The following is a 24,921-nucleotide window of genomic DNA, read 5'->3' as shown; positions in this document are numbered from 1 at the left end:
CCTTTGAACCAAAGGGTATAGAATAGAATAGGAAGGTGAATAATTTGCCTCAACAATCCAAGCCTGTCAGCTACGGGGGGCAAGCTGTCATTGAAGGCGTAATGTTTGGCGGTAAACATGTCAACGTTACGGCTGTTCGAAGAAAAGACGGCGAAATTACGTATCTGGAAGTTCCCAAGCAAGACAAGACCTGGGTCATGAAATTGCGGCGGATTCCGTTACTGCGCGGGATTGTCAGCATTATAGATTCAAGTGTCAAAGGAAGCAAACATCTTAATTATTCTGCTGACGCTTATGCTGATGATGAACTCGAACCTGAAGAGAAGGCGAAACAAAAAGAAAAAGAAGGTTCCGGCTGGAGCCTTAGCATGATTATTGGCGTTACCGCGGTAGCCATTCTTTCATTCCTTTTTGGTAAAATTGTGCTCACGCTGCTTCCTGTCGTCATTGAGAATTTTTTGTTTAAAAATGCATTCGACAATCAGTTTTTGCATAATTTACTGGAAGGCGGCATTAAGCTGATTCTGCTTCTTGCCTACCTGTGGCTGATCTCACAGACGCCAATGATTAAACGACTATTTCAATATCACGGAGCAGAGCATAAGGTAATTAGTGCTCATGAAGCCGGTGAGGAACTTACACCTGAGAATGTTCAGAAATACAGTCGACTGCACTACCGCTGTGGAAGCAGCTTTATCATGCTGACGGTGATTATCGGTGTATTCCTGTACTCGCTTTTCACCTATGACAACCTCTGGGAACGGATGGGACAGCGCTTGCTGTTACTGCCTGTTGTCCTCGGGATTTCATTCGAACTATTGAAGCTCACCAACTCGGTGCGTGACATTCCCGTACTGCGTTATCTCGGATATCCTGGACTTTGGCTGCAATTGCTCACTACCAAAGAGCCAACCAATGAACAGGTGGAAGTGTCCATCGCTTCATTTAACCGGATGCGTGAACTGGATGCCAAGCTTGCCAATGTATCAGCTACGTCGGAAGTACCTGTTGCAACACTCGATCCTGTGAAAGGGTGATTGATATGAACAAGCAGGCAGTCATGACTATCGTTTTTTGGGCAGCCATTGCTCTTGCTGCATTTGGAATAATAAGCACACTGGGGGACAAAGGCATATACGGATTGATTATTCCTGTTGTCGTTCTTGGGGCCATATTCCTGCTGTATAAGTTCCCACCGGGGCGTTGGGCACGTAAAGCCAAGCCCAAGATCAAACCTTCGGCACGCACCATGGCTAAAATGAAGGCTCAATCCGGGTCCGGAGCAAGAAAAAGCAGCGGTTCCTCCAAAAAACGTAAAGATTATCCCTTTCATGTCATTCAAGGAAATAAGGGAAAAAGCGATGATGATATTCCCAAGTTTCACTAGTTCTCATATGCTAAGTAAAAAGCACTGCTTCGTAACATGAAGCAGTGCTTTTATTTTGATTATACAGGCGTTAAAGGCGGTGTTTGAGACATCTTTTTCCGCTCTTCTCTTTTTTGTTTATCCAACTGCTCATCATAGAACTTTGTATTCCATCGACTGAAGAATTCCGTACCTGCTGCAACACCCGATAAGTACAATGCAGTACTGTCCTGCACGGACAGATTGAACTGTGTCGGCTTAATGCCCAAGGTTGGTATTTTAATCGTACGGAAACGGTTGATCTGCTCAATATATCGCTCATCATGTGCTGTAAGCATCGTCTCAACCAATGCCTGAAGCATACTTAGAGGACCTTTGATCCTGCTTGGTTCCCCTTCCGTTTTCCCCACCATCTTGAACCCGACCACAGGTATGATCTCTCCACTGCGCGCCGTACGTTCACCATCAAACAGCCATAAGGGAAAATTACTAAGTAATCCTCCATCGACTACATACACAAACTGATCGGGAAAACGCATGCCTTTGGACATCACAGGCGATCTGCGTATAGCCACAGGATCAAAAAAATATGGAATGCTGCAGCTCATTCGCACGGCCTTGGCCACTTCGAACTTATTAGGATCAATACCGAACCGCCGTATATCATCTGGAAGTACCAGAATTGTCCCATTGGAGATATCCGATGCGGTAATCAGAAGCTTACCTGGTGGCAGGTCTGCGAATGTTCGGATTCCTTTTTGTTTGAGCATATTGCCAATCCATGATTCCAGTGCTTCACCCGAATATAATCCCTTTTTCAAAAACAGCCTTGCCGCTGGTCCAATCCAGCGGATATCAAATATAGGTGAACGCCGCAGCAATGAGGCAAATGGCGTATTTTCAATGATGGATTTCATCTCTTCCGCCCGATATCCTGCGGCAATCAATGAAGCTACAATCGATCCGGAGGACGTCCCTGCAACACGATTGAACTGGACACCATAGTCCTGTGCACTCTGCACGGCACCTGCAAGCGAAATCCCCTTTACGCCCCCGCCTTCAAACACCCCATTGATTAACATATAAAAACCCCCGTTCTCCAGGCAGTCCATTCCTACTGCCACTCTATGAGAACGAGGGTTGGTCATATTACGCTAAAATAATCTAAAGTCCATAATATGCTTTTAATCTCGCGATCAAGCCCAGAGGATTCTTCGTCAAATATTGCGAACTAAAGTAAATATCGCCTTTGATTGTATCGTATTTCTCATTGTACACGAGCTGATCAATAATCTCTTGGGAAGTCTGCCAGCCTACTTCAGGCGTACCCAGCTTATAAGGGGAGTGCCCAATATACAATTTAACGTCCGTATTAGCGACTTCATTTGCCCACCAGTCCACCACTTTGTCATAGCGTGCTGCACTTAACGTCATGCTCCAGTATACTTGCGGTGCAACATAGTCAATCCACTCCTGTTTGATCCATGTACGCACGTCCGCATTCATGCTGTCATAGGCAGTGACTCCCGCTTTGGTATCGGAACCTGTGATATCGACAGCTTTATTGCGCCATACACCAAAAGGACTGATTCCATACTCTACGCCCGCTTTTACTTGGTGGATGCTCTCACCCAGCTGTTTAACAAACTGATTGATATTATCCCGTCTCCACTCGGCACGGTCTTTGGTATTCAATGTGTTATAAGCCTTGAAGGCAGCGTCATCGTTGAACGTTACGTTAGAAGGATAAAAGTAATCGTCCAGGTGAACACCATCAATATCATATTGATTGACCACTTCCATGATGGTGTCGATAATATGCTGTCTGGCTTCCGGAATTCCTGGATTAATGTACTGTTTGCCAGATGCATTTACAATCCAGTCCGGATGCAGTTTGGACACATGATTGGCTGCAAGTCCGGTTGTACTCGCCGAGTTGGTTGCACGGAACGGGTTAAACCAGGCATGGAACTCCAGACCTCTTTTGTGAGCTTCCTCAATCATGAAGGCAAGCGGATCATATCCTGGATCCTTGCCCTGGGTCCCTGTCAGCACACTATTCCATGGTACAAGACCGGAAGGATAGATGGCGTCTGCATTGGCCCGAACCTGAACAAATACGGCATTGATTCCCATGCCTTTGAGTGTATCGAGCTGTTGAGTGTACTCCAGCTTCTGCTTCTCCACATTTCCTTTGGCACTGGAGGAAGGCCAATCACCGTTCACTGTTGAGATCCATGCACCACGCATGTCATCCGTGCTTGGCGTACTGCCTGTTCCTCCTGGATTTGCCGGGGTAGCCGGGTCAGGTATAGGAGCATCTCCTGTCGTTAAACGAATCGTCTGTTCTGACTGATTCCAATTCACTGTAATTCCAAGGTTTTCACTCACGAATCGAATCGGAACCATAACACGGCCCTTCTTCAGTTCAACCGATGCATCCAAATCGACTGCGATACCATCCACCGTCGCTTGCTGGCGTCCACTGGTCATGGTGATCACCGATTCGGATTTCTTGATCGTTACGGTTCTCGAAGCTTGTGTCCAAAGGACGGATGCCCCCAATCCTTCACTAATTACCCGTAGCGGAACCATCGTCACATTCACTTTGGGCAGAATGTAGGGTGATACATCGGATTCCAGTCGTTGACCATCCAGATAAATATCAATCTCTTTTTGTGAAGCAGCCTGCGCACTCAACCCAGCTGTTTGTAAACCCAGCACGAAAATGAGCAGCAGGATCAAACCATTACGAAACTTCATCAGTGCAATCCTCCATCATCATTAAAATTCTCGGCAAATTCTGCTAGTTTAATAGACGCTTCAAAGGATTGGTTAGTTGCGATAATTCGCCAAATTATGGACAACAAAAAACAAAGGGTGTCTCTCTGCCATTTACAACGACAAAGATACACCCTCTGTTTTTTGAAAGTTTAAGCTGTTAAGGACCTCTGTGAATGGTCCTATGCTGCCTCAGGATTCGGTATTGCTCATGAGTTCCTGAATATTTTGCAAATCACGCAATCGGCTTTCGTCCTGACGGAAATATTCTACCAGAGACTCGATGCAGGTAATGGAGTCCCAGCTCAGATGATGCTCGATTCCTTCCACATCCTTGTAGATATTCTCTTCCTGAACACCGATCGTCGTTAAAAATTGTTCAAGCAGATGATGGCGTTCCATTAAACGTTTTCCCATCTTTTTCCCTTTTGGAGTAAGTACCAACCCACGGTACTTTTCGTAAATCAGGTACTCGTCTTTGTCCAGCTTTTGGATCATCTTGGTCACCGATGAAGGATGCACTTCCAATCCTTCAGCTATATCTGACACACGAGCATAGCCCTTTTCATCAATCAATTTGTATATACGCTCCAAATAATCTTCCATACTGGGCGTTGGCATCTGCTTCCCTCTCTTCTCTCTGACCGGCAATATTCTTGCCTGATCCCTATCTTATAATGATACATGTTATCAATACGCATTGGCAAGTCTTGTACGAATCAATCGCTATGTCGTTTATAACACATGGGCGCTTCTGATCCCGTACGCAAGTTTTGGCAAGGGTGACTTGTGCAGATGTGAGGCAAACTAAGCAAGGTCGTATTGAAAGGAGTGATTCCGTGAGTACAAGTGTTGCGCAGCCCCCGGTTCGCAAAGCAAAAGGTACTAAACCCTTTATTCCCGATTTGGTCTATTTTGAACCCGGTGCGCTGGAATATGAGAAGGGCAAACGAATTATGGAATGGGTCACTTCCAAAGAAATTCCATATCAGATGACTACTTCCCATAACCGGATCACCAATCTGCCTGGTGAAACAGAACAGGAAAAATACCGGATGGCGAAGCGAACCCTGGTCGTGGGTGTACGCAAAACACTCAAATTTGATCAGTCCAAACCTTCAGCTGAATATGCAATACCCATCTCAACAGGGTGCATGGGCCACTGTCATTATTGTTATCTTCAAACCACACTTGGAGCTAAGCCTTACGTAAGGGTGTATGTGAACACCGAAGAGATCATTCAGGCGGCCAAAGGCTATATCGATGAACGAGCACCTGAAATCACCCGGTTTGAAGCAGCGTGTACTTCCGATCCGGTAGGACTCGAGCATATTACCGAAAATTTGGGTGATCTGATCCGTTTTATGGCAGACGAGGAATACGGACGTTTGCGGTTTGTGACGAAATATCATCACGTGGATCCATTATTAAATATCAAACATAACGGTCATACCCGCATCCGGTTCAGTGTCAATTCGGACTATGTCATCAAGAACTTTGAACCTGCTACCTCAAGGTTTGAAGAACGAATTGAAGCCGCAGGCAAAATAGCCCATGCGGGGTACCCGTTAGGTTTTATCATCGCCCCCATCATGTGGTATGACGGATGGCAGGAAGGATACGCGGAGCTTTTACAGAAGCTTGCCGACACGCTCCCGGAAGATGCCACGAAGGATCTTACGTTTGAAATGATTCAGCATCGATTTACCAAAACGGCAAAAGCTACCATTGAGAAACGCTACCCCAAAACCAAACTCGAAATGGACATCGAGAAAAGAAAGATGAAATGGGGACGATGGGGACAATATAAATATGTGTACAAGGATGACCAGCAGGATGCACTGCGTGAATTCATCACGGAGCAAATTTTTGAACACTTCCCGTTAGCGAACATTGATTACTTCACCTAAGTACTGACGTCATATCCACGATGGTGGCGATCAAAAAAGCAGGTTACATGGGTCAGAATGTGCTCTGGCCTTCATGTAGCCTGCTTTATTTATTTACTTTAAATTAATAAGTAGCCTTAACTAATACTTGGCTCAAATAATCATCCAATCGGGTGTAATCTGCTGCAACCAAATAGTAATTTTCGTCATTTGATCCGTGAATAGCAGTACACCCAAAAACAGCATCAGCGCTCCCCCGACTTTCATCATCACATTGGAATATCGTAAGATCCAACGTGTTGAACCGATGAAAAAAGCAAGGATGAAGAAAGGTAATGCGAATCCAGCCGTATAGCCGGTGATTAAGGCCAGCCAGGTTGTCGGTTCACTCGCAGCCATCGCGATGATTGCTGTCAGGATGGGACCGATACACGGCGACCAGCCTGCGGAGAAACCAATTCCGAAAATAAAAGAGCCCAGGTAACCTGCTGGCTTCCACTTCAGGTCCATCTTGCGTTCTTTCATCAGAAACTGCGGTTTAAATACACCTAGCAGGAATAAACCCATGAGCATAATTAAAATGGCAGATAACTGACGGATCAAATCACGATTATCATTGAAAAATTGCCCAAACAATCCAGCTCCAAGTCCAAGCGAGTAAAAAACTGCCGAGAATCCCAAAATAAACGCCAGCGTGTGTGTTAATGTTTTAAACCGAACTTCACGCTGATTGCGATCGTCTTTCAACCTTTGCACTGTCATTCCTGTAATGTAGGATAAATACGAAGGGTACAGTGGAAGACAACACGGTGATATAAATGAAGCCAATCCTGCGACAAAAGCCAGCCACACATTAACATCAGGCATGAAGCGGTGGTCTCCCTTCCCTGGGGCTCACTTGCACGCTTATTTCTTCAGGCTCGGAACCCTTTTTTTCCAATCATCGTAAGAATCAGCATCATGATAAGCAATAATACAATCGTTGCTCCTGGAGCCAAATTCCAAATTCCCGCTACCACCAGACCAATGACTACTGCAATTTCCCCGATAACAACCGAGAGAATAATGGCCGACTTGAAACTGCGAGCCATAAGCAAACTTACGGCTACAGGTATAGTCAATAGTGCTGACACCAGCAGTGCCCCCACGATCTTAATCGCAGTACTAATTACCAGAGCCGTCATCACCGTAATCAGCATGTTAAGCACTCTAACAGGCAGTCCTGTAACTGCCGCAGCGTCTTCTTCAAAACTGAGCAGGAAAAACTCCTTATGTAGCAGCGCAACAACGATGACTACAATCAGCGTTACCACTCCAACCAACTTCAAGTCGGTAGAGTCCAGGGTATAAATACTTCCGAACAAGTAACTCATTACATCCGTATTGTACCCTTTGCCCAGTGTGAAGAACAACGAAGCAAGCGCAACTCCACCTGACATAATTATTGCAATGGATAACTCCGCATAAGTCTTATATGCCTTGCGCAGCTTCTCTATAGCAAAGGATGCGAGCACAGCAAAGACAAGCCCTACTGCAATCGGATAAACCTCAATCAAAAAACCGAGGGCAACCCCGGCAATCGTTACGTGAGATAGGGTGTCTCCGATCATGGACAAACGCCGCAGCACCAAAAACAGTCCAATCAGTGGAGCTGTAATGCCGATCAGCAATCCTCCTGCCAGTGCCCGCTGAAAAAAATCACTCATTAAAATCTCCAAAACACACGACTCCTTCAGCCTTGTCTAATCTAGTTGTACAATATCATTATCGTACCAGGGCAGTAGTATGCTGCAAATTGGTCTCGGCACAATCCTCCACCTCATGAGAATGACGCACATGAAAGTTGATTTTTCCGTTGGTTGCAGCCGCTTCTGAACCAAGATAATTCTCCATCCGGTCCATATCATGTGAAACCATCAGGAATGTCATTCGGTGGTGTTCATGCATGTGGGTAATGAGCTCAAAGAAACTTGCTTGAGACTCGGCATCAATCCCCACTGTAGGCTCATCCAAAATTAACAAATCCGGGTGATTGATGAGCGCACGTGCCAAAAACACACGCTGCTGCTGTCCTCCGGACAATTGTCCAATCCGTTTGTTCGCCAGATCCTCGATACGCATAACCTCAAGTGCATCGGTGCATTGCTGCTGCGATTTGCGCGTCATCCGGCGGAACATATTCTTATTGTTGTACAAGCCAGACATGACCACTTCCCGCACAGTTGCAGGGAACAATGGGTTAAATGCATTTTTTTGCGGAACATAGCCGATCCGTTCCCAATCCTTAAATCTGCGGATCGACTGTCCGAACAATTTGATATCCCCCTGCGCTGGAGGCAGAAGTCCCACCAACATGCGCAGCAGTGTCGTTTTTCCCGCTCCGTTCGAACCGATAATACCGACAAAATCCCGTTCCTTGACCATAAAATCAAGATTTTCGATCACCCGCTGGTCACCGTAAGAGAAAGATAACTTCTCAATCTCTATGATTGGATCATGACATAGTGGCATGATTTGCTGCATGGCAAAGCCGCCCTTCATTATATATAAGGATTGCAAAACGAATCCTTCAGTCTATCTTATTTTAATGCGATCAGCAGATTTTGCAAATTTTTCTCCATCAGGGTGAAATAATCATCCCCATTCGCTGCCTGTTCCTTGGTAAGCCCTTCAACCGGATTCAGCACCATCGTTTCTACACCTGCTTCGCCAGCGAGTGTTTTGGCCAATTTGTCAGAGACCAGCTCTTCGAAGAAAATGTACTTGATGCCCTCTTCCTTCACAAGCTTGGACAAATTCACAATGTCCTGACCTGTTGGTTCAGCATCCGGGGACAGTCCCATGATGGCATGCTGGGTCAAACCATAATCACGTGCAAGATATCCAAATGCTTGATGGGACACAACAATCTCCTTATTGGAGACTTTGGATAGTTCGTCTGTAAAGCGCTGATCGAGCGCCTCGAGTTTGGTACGAAGTTCCTCGTAGCGCTGTTCGTAACCATCCTGATGATCAGGATCTACTTCGACCAGACTGTTTTTAATATTTTCTGCCATCACCATAGCCGACTTGGGACTTACCCATGTGTGAGGGTCAACGTGATGGTCTGCAACGTCCTCTGTGCCTGCTTCTTCTTCCGCGTGTTCGTCTTCATGCTCTTCCCCATGGTTGTGTCCATCATCACCTTCAGCAGTCAGCAGGCTCACTCCATCACTTACAGCCACAGACTTCACTTGAGTATCGCTGTTAAGGGACTTGAGAAAGTTAGGTACCCATCCTTCAAGGCCTGCACCGTTGTATAGGAACAATTGTGCTTTGGAGGTGTTTACAATATCCTGGCTCTTTGGCGTCCAGTCATGGGGTTCAACGCCGGTTGGCAGCAAATTAATAACATTTGCATCTTCACCGCCGATGGCCGTTGTAAATGCATATACCGGATAAAAACTCGTAATAACATTCACTTTGCCTTCCTCGATCTTTGCACTTTCCGAATTACCTTGTCCGCACGCCGACAACATGAGCAAACCGAGAATAAGCAAGCTGCTCCATAACCATTTGGTGCTGATTTTGCCACTTTTGCTTGTATGCTGTATCCGGGTACCCCTGGTTTGAGTTGTTTCATTATACCATTTCACTATTGCTTCACTCCGCATCTCTTAATCGTAAATATTACTGAAAGAATTATAGGTAACCTGGACGTGGTTGTCAAGCTTTCGGGTCCTATTTATTCTCCCCCGGAGCGCAGAGTTCATAACATTATATGCTTGTTTTCCCCTGTTATTAGCAGGGCAATTAAGAGGAAAACTAAAAAGCGACCCGATTGAATCAGGTCGCCTTCATTTTTTATTCTATCCTGCATCAGACAAAATGCTTTGCTGACTTATTTTACTTGTGCACCATTAGGCATATTGTCCGGTACCGTAGCCAGTGTTAATTGATCTCCATGAGATGCCGCCAAAATCATACCTTGGGACAGCTCGCCGCGCAATTTCACCGGTTTGAGATTCGTTACACAAATGACTTTGCGTCCAACCATCTCTTCCGGGGAGTAGAACTTCGCGATCCCTGATACGACCTGACGCTGCTCATAACCGAGATCCAGCTGCAATTTCAGCAGCTTATCAGCTTTTTTGACTGGTTCACAGGCGATAACCTGTGCTACACGCAGTTCCACTTTGGCAAAATCGTCGATGCCGATTTCTTCCTTGCCCTCAGGTGCAGTCACGGGTTCGGAAGCTTGCGCAGAATCTCCAGCATTAACTTGTGTACCATCCGCTTGCGGTTTTTTACCTCCGGTCATGGCTTCAGCAATATACGCAACCTCCTGCTCCGAGTCGAGACGAGGGAAGATTGGATCACCCTTTTGCAGAGCATTACCCGCTGGAATTACACCCCACTGCTTAGACGTATCCCAAGCTGTAAGTTCCCCTTCCTGAATACCGAGCTGTTCCCAGATTTTATGCGGAGCACGAGTCAGGAACGGTTGCAGCAAGATAGAAGCAATACGCAGACTTTCGATCAGGTGAGACATAACGGATGCGAGTTCATCCCGTTTAGCTTCATCGCGTGCCAGAGCCCAAGGCTGTGTCTCATCAATATATTTGTTACTCCGGCTAACAAATTGGCTGATTGCAGTCAGCGCAACGGAAAATTGCAGATTTTCCATCGCCTGTTCCACTTTGTCCACCGCTGCAAGTCCAGCTTCTTCCAGTGAAGCATCGAATTCCGTTACACCCGAAGTAAATGCAGGTGCCTTGCCTTCAAAATACTTATCCACCATTGCAACGGTACGGTTAAGCAAGTTCCCCAGATCATTGGCCAGATCCGAGTTCACGCGCTCTACAAAGCTCTCTGGAGTGAATGTACCATCCGAACCGAATGGAACTTCACGCAGCAGATAATAACGCAGTGCATCCAGACCGTAACGGTCAATCAGGGTCACTGGATCAACGACATTGCCCTTCGATTTGGACATTTTGCCGTCTTTCATCAATAACCAGCCATGTGCAAATACTTTTTTCGGCAAAGGCAGGTCAAGCGCCATCAGCATGATTGGCCAGTAGATGGTATGGAAACGAACGATTTCCTTACCTACCAGATGAACATCTGCAGGCCAGAACTGGTCATACAGTGATGAATCGGATGATCCGTAGCCGAGAGCCGTAATATAGTTGGACAATGCATCAATCCAGACATATACGACGTGTTTTGGATCGCCTTTGACTTTAACGCCCCATTCAAACGTTGTACGGGAAACAGCCAAATCTTCCAGACCGGGCTTGATAAAGTTGTTGATCATCTCGTTCTTGCGGGATTCCGGCTGAATAAAACCAGGATTCTCTTCATAATATTTCAGCAAACGATCTGCATATTTGCTCATGCGGAAGAAATAGGATTCTTCTTTGACAAGCTCTACCGGGTGTCCGCTATCCGGACTCTTGGCAGCGACGATTTCACCCTTCTCGTTCTTCTCCACATCAACCAATTGGGTTTCCGTGTAGTAGGTCTCATCTGGAATACTGTACCAGCCCTCGTACTCACCTTTATAGATATCTCCCTGTTTAAGCAACCGATCGAAAATATCCTGTACAACCGTTTTGTGGCGTTCTTCCGTTGTACGAATGAAGTCGTCATTGGAGATATCCAGCTTGTTCCACAGCTCCTTGATACCTACAACGATATCGTCTACAAATGCTTGTGGTGTCTGACCCTTCTCCTGAGCCTTGCGTTCAATTTTCTGTCCGTGCTCATCGGTTCCTGTCAGGTAACGCACTGCATAACCGCGCAGACGTTTGTAACGAGCCATTGCATCTCCAGCTACTGTTGTGTACGCATGCCCAATATGCAATTTGTCACTTGGATAATAAATCGGCGTCGTCAGATAAAATGTTTTTTGATCAGTCATGAAAGACTTCTCCTCCTTCATATGTCATGCAACCTTGCGTGTTCTTTGACTAAAAAAGAACACAAAAAACTCCCGCCCCTATGGGACGAGAGTAGATCTCACGTGTTACCACCCAAATTCCCCGTGCTTTTTGCAAAACACAGGCTCTGCCGGTCCTTCGACCGCCCATTAACGCTGGATCACGCCCCAGCCTTACGACAGCGTCTACATACACGTCTGCACGCTCGGAAGAGGTTCCTCCGGGACCATATTCCATCCTCCTCCCAGACCGGTTCTCAGCTCATCCGGCTCTCTGCACTGGGGGTGTGTCTGTACTTATCCCTTCACTGGAAATCATTATACGAAAAATATACTGAAATGCTGCCCTCTTTGTCAAGTCGGCAGCTGCACAGTTGCTACCTTTTCAGTCCACCGAGACGTTAAATGGCTCTAACTTCATCCCTCATCAGGTACCATGACCGTTTTTTCTTCCTTTGGCGGAACCAGATCAACGCCTCCGGGATGAAACGGATGGCATTTTGCAATACGCTTGGCAGCCAGCAATGAACCTTTGAATGCACCATGGACCTCAATTGCTTCCATCGCGTAAGCCGAACAAGTCGGATAGAAGCGACATGTAGGTGGTTTCAAGGGAGAAATATAATTCCGGTATACCCGAATGGGTGCCTGTGCCACTCTGCGGGATAACTTCATGGTTAGTGTTTCCCGTGAGCGTGTGAATGACCAGTGGACACTTTCGCCGGAGCATGTTCCGCACAATCCTTGCAGTATCCGAACACTTCAAACTTATGGTCCACAACCTGAAACTGTTCTGGAGCGTCTGCCAGCTGCATCGGACAAAAAACGATCGGATAGGTCTTCTGACATTTCAGACAGATCATATGATGGTGATGGTGATCTTCGCTGCAATGCGCTCTGAATTTTACACCGTCTTCAAAAATGACCTGCTCCAGCACACCCAAATCCTGCATTACACGCAAGTTCCGGTATACCGTGTCAAAACTCAGTCCGCTGTAAGTCTTACCCATATATTCATAGACGTCCTTGGGTGTAAGATACCCAGGAGATTCGGCAAATAACCGGGCCAGTGTCTTCCGCTGATCCGTGATGCGAAGTCCCTGTGAGGACATGGTATTAATAATCTGTTCTGTCGACAGCATGACTTAAAGCACCTCCTGTCATACAAGCATTATGCATACATCCTAAGAGCAAATCCAAATCAGCAAAAGCTCGATTGCAATGGTTTTATTCGTCCAGATGCTACCCATTGGAATGAATGGGAATTACAATTATGCAACGCTGATACCATGCTTGTTATTATAATTCTAATAATGCCTCAAATTTGGATTAGAGTCAACGAACCGGCTAGCGCACTGTTCATTGTCAGTTTTATTAAGAGTTTCATTAAAAAGGACCCCATTCACATGGAGTCCTTCTCTGACGGTTCAGAAGATTATTTCTTCGGGCGACTTTTGGGGTGATCGGGTATATAAGATATAAGCTTTCACTCCAAACCGTCCGTTCCTCGTTGCCTGGTCAAGATTACTTCTCAGCTGGAAGCGGCGTGAACAACAGATTGACAGGAAGATTGCTTCCTGGGGCCGCTGAGAACAGAATGGTAACACTCTCACCATAAGAGCCTGTACGGTAGAGTACACTTTGCTCGTTAGGAGCACTCAAGGATTTACCCTCGGATATTTGCACAACCTGGCCATTAACAAGTGCCACACCGGAATATTTACCACCACGAGGGTTGAACGAGATCAGCGTACGCGGTGCTACGTTATTCAATGTAATTTTGTATAGCACACCAAAGTTACCGGCGTTGGAAGCATCTGTGTAGGCCATTGGGTCTGTTCCAACCAGGTTTGGATCACTTGCATTATCACCAAGTGGGAGACGAGAAGGCGTCGCGCCTACTTCTTGATCATACGTGATGACACGTGTTGCGTTCGGGTATGTTCCCCGGTTGTGAACACCGTCACGATCCAGTACAGGCAGCGTAGACCATACTTCCATCGGATCTTTATTTTCTTCAATCATAATAATGTTGTAATCCAGTCTGTAATCGCTGAATACATCGGAGTACAGGGAGATCACTTGGCCCTTCTTCATCGGCAGAGCACTGAGTTCCGTAAGGACCAGTTTGCTCTCTCCTGGCTGCAGGACAACGTCCAATTTGCCAGTGCCTTCCTGCATGGATTTGAACCAACGGTCAATCGACAGTTTCCCAGCAACGGTAGCAAACGGAGACGGACCCGCGAAGCCCATGTTTTGCTGCTCCAATGTTGCTGGATACATATTGTTGTTGGTAGCCACAACGTACATTTTTACGTTTTTGCCTGTGTTATTCACGTGGTGAATCATAAAACGTGTTTGTCCAATCGAAGATTCCTTGTAGACAATCCCTTCGCTGTTCACAGTTTCCGGACTGTTACTGCGAATCAAAATGCTCTGCTCATCATAGTAAGTGTATGGAACTTTCTCCATGGCAGGAACTTCTCCACCATTGAAGGTAAACTTCCCACCAACCGGTGTGAACAATTGATTGAAATCGGAAAGAGTGTACAACGTTTCGCCCGTGATATTAATGATTTTGGAATAGCTGTCACTCAGACCGTGTTTGTCTGTAACAGTAATCGTAATGGTCTTCGGTCCTGGGACAAAGAATGCCAGTGCGTTGTTATCCCACTCCGTTGTCTCAATGGCATTTTCGTCGTCTGTGCTTTGATCAATGTAGGTAATCTTTTCACCCATTTTGTACTCTTCCTTGTCTGTAGTGAACATCGCTACCGGAGGAAGATTCGGTTTTTGAACCTGGATTGTTAGAGAGTACGGATCACTCCATTGACCACTTGAATCCTGGACAGCATACGTTACCGTATATGTACCTGGTTGGTCGAACGAATCCTGACGGCCAGTCCAGCGCTCATCCACAATGTCCAGTCCTTTGGGAGAACTGTATTTCGTTGTGTATGTTACGTTGTCACCGGCAAAAACTTCTTTGGGTACCGTGAAACTGGCTACCGGTTTGGTGCTCAGCTTCAATACCACCGTTTTGGCGGATTGGTTCACTGTATAAGTAATGTTGAGTGCCTGCGTAATCGAAGTCAGCGGCACCATAAACGTATTCTTTTGTTGATAAGCAGCGCCCTTCATCGTTCTTGCTTCACCATTAACGGTATAGATTTTGCTGTTGGTCTTGAAACGCAGCTCATCTTCCCCGCTAATAATGATCGTTTCCTTGGTCGTGTTGTCGTACTTCACATCATAGCCAACTCGGTCAACCAGCGCGCGGATCGCTACATAGGATACACCATTTTTGACAGCCATCGGCTGTCCGGCAAGATATGACTTGCCATCTTGCACCATTTTATTGCTGTTCATGTACAGCGTCAGGTCTCCACCGACAGTTCCGGACTGACCACTAGTGGAAGGCTGCTCAACCTCTACAGGTGTAGGTGCTGGAACATCTTCCTCTGTACCTTCTGCATCTTCAGATTCAGTAGGAGCTGCAGGGTCAACCGGCGCAACATCCGTACCAGATGAATCTGTAGATTCAGGATTCGTCTCCTCAGTTGTATCATTATCGGATGTCTGTGTACCTGATTGATCTTTCACTTCGGATTCCGCTATGGTTTGTTCTTTCTTAACAACCTCAACGGATTTAACTTTGGCTGTATTCACTGGTGTCGAATCGCTCTGGTCAGCTGCCTGTGCATTCGCAGGAATGACTGCAAACGCTTGAAAAACAGCTAAAGCGGTAAGTATAGACAATTTCTTCTTCAAATTCATTCTTTTTCTTTGGCTCCTTCTGCTCCCATTTTATTAATATCCCCCTCAAAAAGTCATACTATTAGACGCTTGTCACCGGGAAAAGTTGCTAAAAATAATAGATTAGAAATGTAAAGTTTTAATAGAGAGAAAACACTATGAAAATAGTTAGTTATCATTTCATCAACATTCAAAGATTCAATTGGTGTATTCACCAAAAAACCTTACCATTATATGGATGAAGATCACCACATAATAGTAAGGCAGTCTTTATCAATTTAAAGTTAACTTAATCGGACGGGCAAGCTTCCTCTCGGATTCAATTTACCCGTAATCATCAAGGAGAGTGCACGTACCACGGCAGGTGTATTTTCGTATGTACATACGTAAGCTCCCGGTCTGGGAATTTCCAGCAGATCATAGGGATTACGTAAAGCTACGACAATTAATGAATGGTTTTCACTCAGTCGTTCAATCAAGTAACGCTGACCTTTGGGAATAACCCCGGCTGAGGTGTACGTGCATACAATGACTTGTTCTCCCTCCTTCACACTTTTCGTAATTCGTTCTGCCTCTTCATATGACGGCTGTGTTGTTATTTTATGCTCACGAACATGCTTTTTGTATTGCCCGAGCACCATCCCGAGTGAATCCGAATGGGACCAAGGTTCATCCACCTCTGTTCGCTGTACAACCTCAGGCCATATAACAAACACGTTTTGTTCGGGCTTTAATGGCAGCAACCCGTCATTATGCACTACGGTAATGCTCTTGCATGCAATTTCATCTAACAGTACATTCTCCGGAACGGATGAAAACGAACATGGCATACTTAAATGTTCACTTGATTGTTCACTTGATTGTTCACTCGATTGATCACTTGATTGATTACCGCAGCGTCTTTGCTTCCAATCCACGACACGCCCCAGCGCCAGGTCAATGATCTGCTCGTCAATGTCTCCATGGCGGACCGCTTCTACCACGGCATCTATAGCTGCAATCTGCTCCTCAAGGGTATGACTGACCAGAATCAAATCTGCTCCTGCCTTAACTGCACGAACAGCCGCATTCGCAACCCCATATGGTTTGGAGATTGCGTGCATCTCCAGGCAATCTGTAATGATAATTCCTTTGAACTCCATTTGTTCGCGCAGCAATCCATGTAATACATGACGGGATAATGTTGCGGGAATAGGCTCAGGTTCAATTGCCGGGAAAATCACATGTGCGGTCATGATGGCATCCACACCTGCCTCAATGGCCCGGCGAAAAGGCCGCAGTTCCACCTGCTCCAGCCTTTCCCATTCATGCGGAACCGTTACCATGCCAAGATGTGAATCTACGGCGGTATCTCCATGCCCCGGAAAATGCTTCGCAGTTGCAGCTATGCCACTGGACTGATATCCTGCAACGGCTGCCGCACCATGGGCGGCAACGGTCTCCGCATTTTCCCCATAGGATCGCACGCCTATCACTGGATTAAGAACGTTATTGTTCACGTCAACAACTGGCGCAAGGTTCATATCAATCCCAATCCCCTTCAGCTCAGCCCCAAGAATCCGTGCACATTGATACGTGTAGTCCGGATTACCCGTTGCGCCAAGAGCCATGCTTCCCGGTACTCTGGTGACCCCGTCTTTATCAATTCTCGCAACCATACCGCCTTCCTGATCTACCGAGATCATAAGCGGCAGCTCACTGTTTTTTGCGGCCAAACTCTGCAGCTCGGCAGACAAACGGGTCAATTGTTCCACACTTTTCACGTTTCGCCTGAAGTAAATAACACCCCCAACATGGTAGTCCTGTATTAACCGGGTGATCTGTTCATCCACTTGCTGTCCATGAAAACCGCACATAAACAACTGACCCACCTTTTGCTCCAGTGTGAAATGTCCCCATGAGTTCATGTCTGCATTTCCTCCTCCAATGAAGTGGCTATTCTATGGCTTTGCCTGTATTCCGACGGCTTCATCTGAAAATGTTTATGAAATACTTTGGAGAAATAACGCCGCTCTTTATAACCCGTGGCTTCCCCAATCGACGTAATGCTCCATTCCGTTGTACTCAATAATAGTGCTGCAGTTTCCATCCGTTTATGAGTCATATATTCAACAAACGTAACCCCGACATGGCTTTTGAACAGCTGACAAAAATAACTTGAACTGATTCCCAGCCAATCCGCTACCTCATCTATGCCAAGATCATGATCCAGATGTGTATCCATATACTCACATGCAGACTTGATCCATTCAGAAACCGAAGGACGCGACGCGCTTTGTTTCTGACAGTGTCGGTATCGCTCAGTGATCTGGTGGTCCAAACATACGGGCGTATCATCCAGAATAATCTTCACCTTCATTGCTGAGTCTGCAGCAAAGATGGCATTAAGCCTCTTTTGGATACACTGAGCTAATTGATCTGCTGTGGTCTCCCATCCATGTGAAGCCTTGAGCAGGATCCCCCATTCCCCCTTGCGGACGTTAGTTATCATGCTTCCTTCTATTACTTCTGTTAGACCTTTAAGAATGGTATGAATTTCATCATGCCACTGCTGATGCTGGTCAGCTGTCCAGCCCATGGAATGGCGGAAATAACCTTCTGCATCCACAAGAATCAGGACATAGCGATCAGCAGAGGGCAACGTTTCCGAAGATTGTACCGGGCATGCCAGATTTTCCTTTTCACCCCGCAGCAATTCGGTCACATGTTTATGTCTGATCCAGTTTTCCATCTCTATACTGCGATGACGTTCAGACTCACTTGTTAATCGCTTCTGAATAATTTGTTCAGTTAACTCACGTAATTTGTTCTCCAGATCCGAGTAATCAATAGGTTTGCATATGTATTCATGTACATTGTAACGGATGGCTGTTCGGGCATATTCGAACTGCTGATATCCGGTCAGTAAAATAATTTCACATGACTCACCCCGCTCACGCAGGATTCGAATAAGTTCCAAACCATCCATGGTAGGCATGCGAATATCGCACAGCATAATGTCGGGATGGCAATCAGCCACCTTATCCAGCGCTTCTATTCCACTTCTCGCCGTGCCCGTAATTTCAATCCCCATGTCCTCCCAAGGCAGGATCAGTCTCAAATTTTCCAAAATCGGCAGTTCATCATCAACAATCATTGCCGTCAGATTCATCTAGGCATCCCCCTGCTCATATCGTGGAATTATGCATTGAATCACTGTCCCATGGCCTGGAGCAGAACATATGAATATGCCATATCCCGCCCCATATCGAATTCGTATCCGATCTGCCACACTTCGTAAGCCAAGTCCCCGGCGTTCAGCCATCGAAGATAGGGACTGCTCCCCTTCTTTTGCATGCGAATGTTCCGGAGGATCCTCTGCCATGTACTCGAATCTACTCATTATTTCCTGGGGAATGCCAAGCCCGTTATCCTCTACTTGCAGTATCAGATTATGGTGCAGCTCAAATGCACTGATTCGAAGTACTCCCTTGTACTCAATACCCTCGAAGCCATGCTGGATGCTATTTTCTACTAACGGCTGCAAGGTCAGTTTAAGTACGGAGGATGCATATAAATGAGTAGGGATATCCACTTCGTACGTAAATAATTCACTGAATCTGTATTGCTGAATTTCAAGATAACTCTGGAGATGCCTTACTTCCTCGCCCAGTGGTATTTCCTCCTGATCCTGAATACTGATCCGAAGAATATTGCCAAGACGGTTTACCATTTCGCTGACTTTCCGTCCCTCTCCTCGCATGGCCAGCCCGTTGATGGATTCCAATGTATTGAACAAGAAGTGTGGTTTGATCTGAGCCTGCAGCACACGAAGTTCAGCCTTGGCCTTTTGCTGCTGCTCTGCCCGCACACGGCGAAACAGGCTACCAATCCTGTCCAGCAGTTCATTGAACCCATGGGCAAGAAGCTGCATCTCATCGAATCCTTTTCCCTCTACCCGCGCGTTGAAGTCCCCATCCTCGACTCGCCGCATGAAGCGGACCAGCACCGCAATATTGCCGGTAATACGATTCATGAAAAACAGGTTGAAGACCATCGCAGCAAGAAGACACACCAGAATAATAATCACGGACCAGCCTGCAAACACATTCGTTTCAGCAGACAACGCTTCCCACGATGTTACACTGATTAAACTCCAACCGTAGTTTTTCAGATGATACTGGGACAGGATACTCTCCGTGCCGTCGAATACCGTTCGGATGCTGCTGAAGCCAGGTCCATAACTGGCGGCATTGACACCGAGGTTATCCATCTTCTCCCCGCTGTACTGCCCGGATGGGTCATAGACTACCAAACCTTCTTCATTAATTAATAAAAAGGACGTGTTTTGTGCAGAATCGCTGATCTGCAAATGTCGGAAGATGCGGTCGATCTCCCCCTTTTTGATTTGTACCACCAGAATCCCGATATTTTGAAAATAACTGAGTTCCTTGACCAGCCTGATCTGCGTAAAGACAGGATCGTTGCCGGTAAGTTCGGGATACTCAAGCGGGGCAAGCCATTTGGGCACACCATTAAGCTGATGGATTTCCTGAAATAAAGGATGTACCTTGAATTCCTGAAAAGGAAGCGCTTCAAAATTTTCTTTCGTGAATATGGAGACGATCTGATTGTTCTCGGACGAACGCAGATCATATAAGAATGCATAGCTAATGAACGGATAGTTATATAGAAGAGATCGGAAATTGCGCTGGCTGGCATTGAGCGATAATTGATTACCGGTCCCGAGATCCTGCTTGGTCGGGTCTTTGGCGTTGAGGGCCATTTGAAATACCGACGTGGCGATCCCGTTATCCGTGACATTGTTTATCTGCTGAAAAACATTCTCGATATTGTAACTAATGGCCTGGAGGGCATATTCGGCCTGTTGGTTGTATTTCTTCTCAATCGTATGTGAGGTAACCAGAAACATCCCGATACCCAGTGCACACATCGGTACAATGATTAACAGCAGAAATGCCAAGGCCAGCTTCATGCGCAAGTTCATATCCGTTCTCCCCAATAACCGCGTAGACCATCAACCCTTGACACCGCCTGCGGTCACACCTTCAATAATTTTCTCCTGCAGTATGGCGTAAATAACAATGACAGGTACAACACTATATACAATTCCTGCGGACATCTGGGCATAGTTCATCTGGTACTGATCACGAAACTGGACCATGCCTACAGGCAGGGTACGCAGCTTATCTGTAGATAGGAAATAATTGGCGAGCAAAAATTCGTTCCAGTTGCCGAGGAAATTCACGATAAATACCGTAACGATGGCTGGAACCGTAAGAGGTATCACTATTTTAGCAAAGATCCCTGGGGCCCTCAAGCCATCCATTACCGCTGCTTCCTCTATCTCTCCGGGGAGTGATCTCATAAAAGCAGCCAGTATGATAATCGTAAAAGGAATCGCATTCGCTACATAGGGAACAATCAGAGCCAGATGGGTATCCAATATGCCCAGCTTGCGGACGAGCAAATAAATGGGCAGCATCAGTGCGTTATTCGGAATGAGCATGCCAGCCAGAATGAGACTGTAGAGAAACAGGCTCCACTTGCGGTGTCTCATCCGGGTTACAGCAAAAGCAAACATGGCGCCCAGTATAATGGTACCTGCCGAAGAGAGCACCGAAATGTACATGCTGTTCCAGAAATACGTACCGATCTTGGCGTTGACCCAGGCTTCCACGTAATTGCTGAACACCCAGTTCGTTGGCAAACCAAACGGATGAAGAGCAATCTCATTGTTATCCTGTTTGAATGAAGAGAAGATAACGAATAAAAAGGGAAATAAAATAGCGATCAAATATAACATCAACAACACATGAGGAATACTGGCTCGTATATTCTTTGCCATCAATACTCCACCCTTTCGTTGTGCCTTGCCACGAGCAGTTGGTACACAGCCGTCAGCACAAGTGTCAGAGCAAAGATCAGAACCGCTACCGTATTGCCGTACCCATATTTAAAATTGGTAATCGCATATTTGATCATATACGTAGCAAGTACCTCGGTGGAGCCGGCCGGTCCGCCTTTGGTCATTACAAGCACGATATCTGCTGCCTTCATCGCTCCGGCAATGGACAGCATGATGACAACCGAAATAATGGGCCTAATGAGAGGCAGCGTGATTCGGGTGGCCCGCTGCACTGCCGTCGCACCATCGATGGCTGCTGCTTCCTCCAGGTCACGGGGAATGGCGAGAATAGCCGCCAGCACCATGACAATATAAAATCCGGTCCACTGCCAGGCATTGGTCACAAGAATGGACAGCATCGCAAAACGATTGTCTGACAGCCAATATACTGGTGGAATGCCGAATGTATTCAGCAGCTGATTCAGCAGTCCGATATTGGGCTCATAGATAAATCCCCACAAAATACCGATGACCGCCGTCGACATAATGGAAGGTAAAAAAACAGCCGTTTTGTATACTCCCTTTAATCGTTTGACATTGGCAATCAGCAATGAGAATAATACAATCAGCGGAACCTGAATTAATACGGAAAATCCGATAAAAAAGCCATTATTCCGTGTGGATATCCAAAATCGTTCATCGGTTAAAGCCTTGGCGTAGTTCGACAAACCCACAAATCGTGGGTCTGTCGAAACGCCATTCCAGCTGGTCAAGCTATAATACAGCGAGCTGCCAATCGGATACAGGAAAAACATGACAAACAAAATCAAAGCCGGTAATACAAACAGCGTGTAAATGAGTGGGCTGCGGAGTGAAGTATTCATATTCAGCCTCCTTCAGTAACTTCAGTTGCAGCTTTGGTAGAGTTGATTCATTATTCCACAGAAGCGTTGGCTTCCTCCTGAACTTGCTGCAGCTCCTCCGCCATCTTCTCTGGTGTGGTCTGTCCGCCAATTAGTTTTTGAATCTGCAGATTGCTGATCTCGGTGGTTACATCCGCCTGTACCAGCGCATCAAAGGCTGGGAATGACGTCTGGGATGCATTCAGGACAGCAACGATTTCCTTCATCAGCTCGTCGGTAATGCTGTCCGTTAATACCTTCTCATCCAGCTTCATGGCAGGAAGGACTCCATCTTCCACAAGCCCACGCACCTGCATATCTTCATTGTAGAAGTTTTTGATGAATGCTTTTACTGCCTCCAGCTTCTGAGGATCTTCCGCTACAGATGCCGAGAAGCCATATCCATTATTGACGTCACGCATGAGGGAAGTCTGATCTCCCACGCCATTCTCTACCGGCGGCATATTGAAGAATCCAACTTTGCCGATCAGCGATTCCCCGCTCTGACCTTCCTTGAACACAGATGATTTCCATGTTCCGTCATACATTAATACCGCTTCACCACTCGTAAATTGAGTCGTATACTCTGCGTATTCGAAGCCGAGCTCGCCTTTTTTGAAATACCCCTTATCGACCCATTCCTTATGTTTCGCAAAACCTTGAATCACACCCGGATCGGTCCACTTGGCTTCACCTGTTGCAAACTTCGCAGTAATCTCAGGCCCGGCATAACGGGACCACAGATGGTTCGTTAACATCAGCGGGACCCAGCCCGCCTTGGAAGCAGAGGCGAGAGGCACTTTCCCATCCGCTTTGATCTCGGCCAGCATGTTATCAAGTTCAGCCATGGTCTTTGGTGCTTTCCAGCCCTTTTGTGCAAAATATTCTTTGTTGTAGAAAAAACCTTCGCCTGAACCACCTATCGGCAGTCCATATACTTTGCCTTCATACGTGAACGGTTCAAGAGATGTAAACTGATCCTGGATGCCCAGCTCTTGCAAAATCGGTGTGAGATCCAGCAGCATGCCTTCCTTGGCATACACTTTGGAATCCGGACTGCCGAACAGTTCGAAAATATCCGGTGGATTGCCGGCCGCCATCTCTCCGCGAAGCTTTTCCTTCCGGTTCACATCCGATTCAACTCCGTCCAGCGTAAAGGTCAGATTAGGCACCTCACTTTCCACTTTGTCGACGACGTCCTGCAGAATGGCCAGACGTTTTTGTTTATCCGCCCCTACTTGGGTATGACGAAGGAGCATTTCCACCGGTTCCTTGCTCGTCTCCGGTTCGGAGCCTGTGGCTCCCTGCGGATTTTCGTTCCCTGAGCCCGAACATGCAGCCAGCGTCCAGGACGTTACAAGCAGCAGTGAGAGCAGCATTATCATTCTTTTTTTCATCGTCGTTGACCCTCCTCGGCATATTGCGCATTTGGTTTTACACTCTGATTATAAAAAGCCGGAGCTACCATCGTAAGGATGACAATTCATCAATAAGGGGATAAAATCCTTCACTGAACAAGCCTTTTCGTAATCCTCATGTAAAATGCAACAAAAAACAGCCCTTGCGACGTCTGTCGCAAAGACTGTTTAAAGAGTGGGTCCATTTTTAAGGAATGTTCATTTTCTATCGGACCCATGGATATGGATCATTTTGCCCGAGAAAGTGTGTCTGTCGTTTCTTTCCGCCCCTGTTCAATCAAACGATAAGCCCGTTCCACTTCCTCTTCGGTAGGAGACGGAACGCCGTCCAGCGGATATACTTTTCCGAGTGCTTGCCATTTATATATGCCCATCTGGTGATAGGGTAAAATCTCAAACTTCTCCACACCATTCAATGTTCCTATATAACGCCCCAGGTTAAGCAGATCTTGTTCATCGTCATGAATGCCTGGCACGTATACGTGCCGGATCCACATTTTCCGGCCATGATCCGATAACCAGCGGGCCATCCGAAGTGTTCTCTCATTGGATTTCCCCGTAAGCTTGATATGCTTTTCATCATCGATGTGTTTCAGATCCAGCATAACCAGATCCGTATGATCCAATAAGTCAAGAATACGATCAGGTTCATTATAGCCGTTGCTGTCCAGGGTGGTGTGCAGTCCCCAGCGCCGCTTTACTTCTTTGAAAACCTGGCCTACGAAATGAGCCTGCAGCGTCGGTTCGCCTCCCGATACCGTAAGTCCGCCACCCGAACTGCGATAATAGGTCAAGTATGGCTCAATCTCTGCGAGAACTTCCTCCACGCTCATATCCCGGCCTCCATCAAGTGCCCATGTATCCGGGTTATGGCAATATTGGCATTTCAGGTGACATCCCTGCATAAAAAGCACGAAGCGGATGCCTGGGCCGTCAACCGTCCCGAAAGTTTCGAGTGAATGAATATGTCCGTTAACCATGCTGCCTCTTCCTTTCTGTATCCGCATCCGCTGTGCGTTTATGATGGTGATCTACTCC

The 24,921-nt window shown here is 46.5% G+C and carries 21 protein-coding genes; 3 read left to right on the top strand and 18 right to left on the bottom strand.

The genetic code is table 11. The annotated features are described in order from the left end of the window. Window positions 1-44 precede the first annotated feature (44 nt). Together MH144_RS13125 and MH144_RS13120 are read left to right on the top strand one after the other, a co-directional pair. Window positions 45-1,037 carry a DUF1385 domain-containing protein gene (locus MH144_RS13125; RefSeq protein ID WP_095290407.1) on the top strand — a complete coding sequence of 331 codons (993 nt, stop codon included), beginning with the start codon at window positions 45-47 and terminating at the stop codon, window positions 1,035-1,037. A 5-nt stretch (window positions 1,038-1,042) separates the two neighbouring features. Further along, window positions 1,043-1,387, top strand: coding sequence for a hypothetical protein (locus MH144_RS13120; RefSeq protein WP_239300410.1), 345 nt, complete (start codon window positions 1,043-1,045; stop codon window positions 1,385-1,387). Window positions 1,388-1,446: 59 nt separating this feature from the next. Here the strand turns inward: MH144_RS13120 and MH144_RS13115 are convergent, their stop codons facing one another. From MH144_RS13115 to mntR, 3 genes are all read right to left on the bottom strand, one after another. After that, on the bottom strand, window positions 1,447-2,448 hold the full coding sequence (locus MH144_RS13115; protein WP_239300408.1) for a patatin-like phospholipase family protein: 1,002 nt from the start codon (window positions 2,446-2,448) through the stop codon (window positions 1,447-1,449). An 82-nt stretch (window positions 2,449-2,530) separates the two neighbouring features. Continuing rightward, window positions 2,531-4,129: a family 10 glycosylhydrolase gene (locus tag MH144_RS13110; protein WP_239300406.1), complete on the bottom strand. Its 1,599-nt coding sequence runs from the start codon at window positions 4,127-4,129 to the stop codon at window positions 2,531-2,533. A 210-nt stretch (window positions 4,130-4,339) separates the two neighbouring features. Beyond that, a complete protein-coding gene (mntR, locus tag MH144_RS13105; RefSeq protein ID WP_095290400.1) occupies window positions 4,340-4,768 on the bottom strand; it encodes a transcriptional regulator MntR in 429 nt (142 codons plus the stop codon). A gap of 218 nt (window positions 4,769-4,986) precedes the next feature. On the opposite strand from mntR, the gene splB reads away from it, so the two are divergent. After that, window positions 4,987-6,057 carry a spore photoproduct lyase gene (gene splB, locus MH144_RS13100; RefSeq protein ID WP_095359293.1) on the top strand — a complete coding sequence of 357 codons (1,071 nt, stop codon included), beginning with the start codon at window positions 4,987-4,989 and terminating at the stop codon, window positions 6,055-6,057. Between the two features lie 132 nt (window positions 6,058-6,189). Here splB and MH144_RS13095 read toward each other — a convergent pair whose 3' ends face one another. The 15 genes from MH144_RS13095 to pflA form a co-directional block, all read right to left on the bottom strand. Further along, window positions 6,190-6,903 carry a cytochrome c biogenesis CcdA family protein gene (locus tag MH144_RS13095; RefSeq protein WP_239300404.1) on the bottom strand — a complete coding sequence of 238 codons (714 nt, stop codon included), beginning with the start codon at window positions 6,901-6,903 and terminating at the stop codon, window positions 6,190-6,192. Window positions 6,904-6,950: 47 nt separating this feature from the next. Next, the gene (locus tag MH144_RS13090) at window positions 6,951-7,754 is read right to left on the bottom strand and encodes a metal ABC transporter permease (protein WP_239300402.1); all 804 of its coding nucleotides are present in this window, start codon (window positions 7,752-7,754) and stop codon (window positions 6,951-6,953) included. A gap of 46 nt (window positions 7,755-7,800) precedes the next feature. Further along, on the bottom strand, window positions 7,801-8,577 hold the full coding sequence (locus tag MH144_RS13085; RefSeq protein WP_239300400.1) for a metal ABC transporter ATP-binding protein: 777 nt from the start codon (window positions 8,575-8,577) through the stop codon (window positions 7,801-7,803). 38 nt (window positions 8,578-8,615) lie between these two features. Then, complete coding sequence (locus MH144_RS13080; protein WP_239300701.1) at window positions 8,616-9,554, bottom strand: metal ABC transporter solute-binding protein, Zn/Mn family; 939 nt, start codon at window positions 9,552-9,554, stop codon at window positions 8,616-8,618. 362 nt (window positions 9,555-9,916) lie between these two features. Next, window positions 9,917-11,941: a methionine--tRNA ligase gene (metG, locus tag MH144_RS13075; RefSeq protein WP_239300398.1), complete on the bottom strand. Its 2,025-nt coding sequence runs from the start codon at window positions 11,939-11,941 to the stop codon at window positions 9,917-9,919. A gap of 435 nt (window positions 11,942-12,376) precedes the next feature. Beyond that, window positions 12,377-12,634, bottom strand: a complete 258-nt coding sequence (yidD, locus tag MH144_RS13070) for a membrane protein insertion efficiency factor YidD (RefSeq protein ID WP_239300396.1) — start codon at window positions 12,632-12,634, stop codon at window positions 12,377-12,379. 2 nt (window positions 12,635-12,636) lie between these two features. Further along, window positions 12,637-13,101 carry a Fur family transcriptional regulator gene (locus MH144_RS13065; RefSeq protein WP_239300395.1) on the bottom strand — a complete coding sequence of 155 codons (465 nt, stop codon included), beginning with the start codon at window positions 13,099-13,101 and terminating at the stop codon, window positions 12,637-12,639. Between the two features lie 382 nt (window positions 13,102-13,483). Further along, window positions 13,484-15,736 carry a stalk domain-containing protein gene (locus MH144_RS13060; RefSeq protein ID WP_239300394.1) on the bottom strand — a complete coding sequence of 751 codons (2,253 nt, stop codon included), beginning with the start codon at window positions 15,734-15,736 and terminating at the stop codon, window positions 13,484-13,486. Window positions 15,737-15,999: 263 nt separating this feature from the next. Continuing rightward, window positions 16,000-17,622, bottom strand: coding sequence for a beta-N-acetylhexosaminidase (nagZ, locus tag MH144_RS13055; protein ID WP_239300393.1), 1,623 nt, complete (start codon window positions 17,620-17,622; stop codon window positions 16,000-16,002). Beyond that, on the bottom strand, window positions 17,619-18,866 hold the full coding sequence (locus MH144_RS13050; RefSeq protein ID WP_239300392.1) for a response regulator: 1,248 nt from the start codon (window positions 18,864-18,866) through the stop codon (window positions 17,619-17,621). Before MH144_RS13050 ends, nagZ begins: the two co-directional genes overlap by 4 nt. Beyond that, complete coding sequence (locus MH144_RS13045; RefSeq protein WP_239300391.1) at window positions 18,867-20,702, bottom strand: cache domain-containing sensor histidine kinase; 1,836 nt, start codon at window positions 20,700-20,702, stop codon at window positions 18,867-18,869. Window positions 20,703-20,732: 30 nt separating this feature from the next. Beyond that, window positions 20,733-21,563 carry a carbohydrate ABC transporter permease gene (locus MH144_RS13040; protein ID WP_095290376.1) on the bottom strand — a complete coding sequence of 277 codons (831 nt, stop codon included), beginning with the start codon at window positions 21,561-21,563 and terminating at the stop codon, window positions 20,733-20,735. Further along, window positions 21,563-22,447 (bottom strand): carbohydrate ABC transporter permease, encoded by an 885-nt coding sequence (locus tag MH144_RS13035; RefSeq protein ID WP_239300390.1) that lies wholly within the window; start codon window positions 22,445-22,447, stop codon window positions 21,563-21,565. Before MH144_RS13035 ends, MH144_RS13040 begins: the two co-directional genes overlap by 1 nt. 50 nt (window positions 22,448-22,497) lie before the next feature. Next, the gene (locus MH144_RS13030) at window positions 22,498-23,862 is read right to left on the bottom strand and encodes an ABC transporter substrate-binding protein (RefSeq protein WP_239300389.1); all 1,365 of its coding nucleotides are present in this window, start codon (window positions 23,860-23,862) and stop codon (window positions 22,498-22,500) included. Window positions 23,863-24,110: 248 nt separating this feature from the next. Further along, entirely contained in the window at window positions 24,111-24,863 is a 753-nt protein-coding gene (gene pflA / locus MH144_RS13025) for a pyruvate formate-lyase-activating protein (protein ID WP_239300689.1), read from the bottom strand. Window positions 24,864-24,921 lie beyond the last annotated feature (58 nt).

Origin of the sequence: Paenibacillus sp. ACRRY, from assembly GCF_022346995.1 — a bacterium.
Lineage (GTDB): Bacteria > Bacillota > Bacilli > Paenibacillales > Paenibacillaceae > Paenibacillus.
Note: the sequence above shows the minus strand (reverse complement) of the source record. Positions and strands in the feature narration are given on the sequence as shown.